At 74.2% G+C, this 792-nt stretch carries 1 protein-coding gene; it reads right to left on the reverse strand.

Translation table 11 applies throughout. The annotated features are described in order from the left end of the window. Positions 1-753: PEP/pyruvate-binding domain-containing protein (locus tag FVW27_RS17750; protein WP_243838553.1), on the reverse strand; the 753-nt coding region annotated here is incomplete at its 3' end. Between the last annotated feature and the right edge of the window lie 39 nt (positions 754-792).

Genomic DNA, 792 nt, shown 5'->3' on the forward strand with positions numbered 1-792 from the left:
CCCGGCGGTGATCCCGCCGTCCAGCAGGGCCGGGGGCGGGCATTCGGTCTGGGCGGCGTCCTCGGCTTCCGACTCGGCGTAGCTTTCCGGCAGATGGGCGCGCGGCGCGGGCAAGGGCCGGGCGTGCAGCAGCGAGACGGAGCCGTCCGGCTCCAGCAGCCAGTCTATCTCCTGGGGCAGGCCGCAGCGTTCCTCCACGGCCAGGGCCAGTTCGGCCACGGCGCGGGCCGCCGCGTCATCCAGAACGGGCAGAACGGGCAGAACGGGCAGCACCTCCCCCGTGGCCGCTTCGGCCCTGGGAGCTATGCTGCGCAACCGCACCGAACCGCCCACGCGGCAGACGTGGTAGGCGTCCACATCGTGCGCACCGTCCTCCACGGCCTCGGACAGGCCGCGCGCGGCGTAGACGTGCACCGAGGTGTCGCGGGCGTGCAGGGGGTTGCCGGTATAGGCGATGCCCCCGGCCACGGGGGCCTCCACGGCAAAGCAGCCCACGCACACGCAGGTACCCGCGTCGCGCAGGCCCCGGTTGCGGCGGTAGGCGATGGCCTGGGGCGAATACTTCAGGGCCAGGGTGGCGCGCAGGGCGTCCAGCACGCGCTGCCTGTCGGATTGGGCGTCGGGGCCGGAGCCCTGTTCGAACAGGGGAATGGACGGCCCCCACAGGGTCATGCCGCCCGCGTCGTCGTCCGTGTTCTCGGCGGCGCCCGTCGAACCCTGCGGCCAGACCCGCCCGCGCAGCAGCAGGCGCATGTCCCGCTCCTGCACGCCGGGCCGCGCGGCCATCCGCTT

Source organism: Nitratidesulfovibrio liaohensis (assembly GCF_011682075.1).
Classification (GTDB): domain Bacteria; phylum Desulfobacterota; class Desulfovibrionia; order Desulfovibrionales; family Desulfovibrionaceae; genus Cupidesulfovibrio; species Cupidesulfovibrio liaohensis.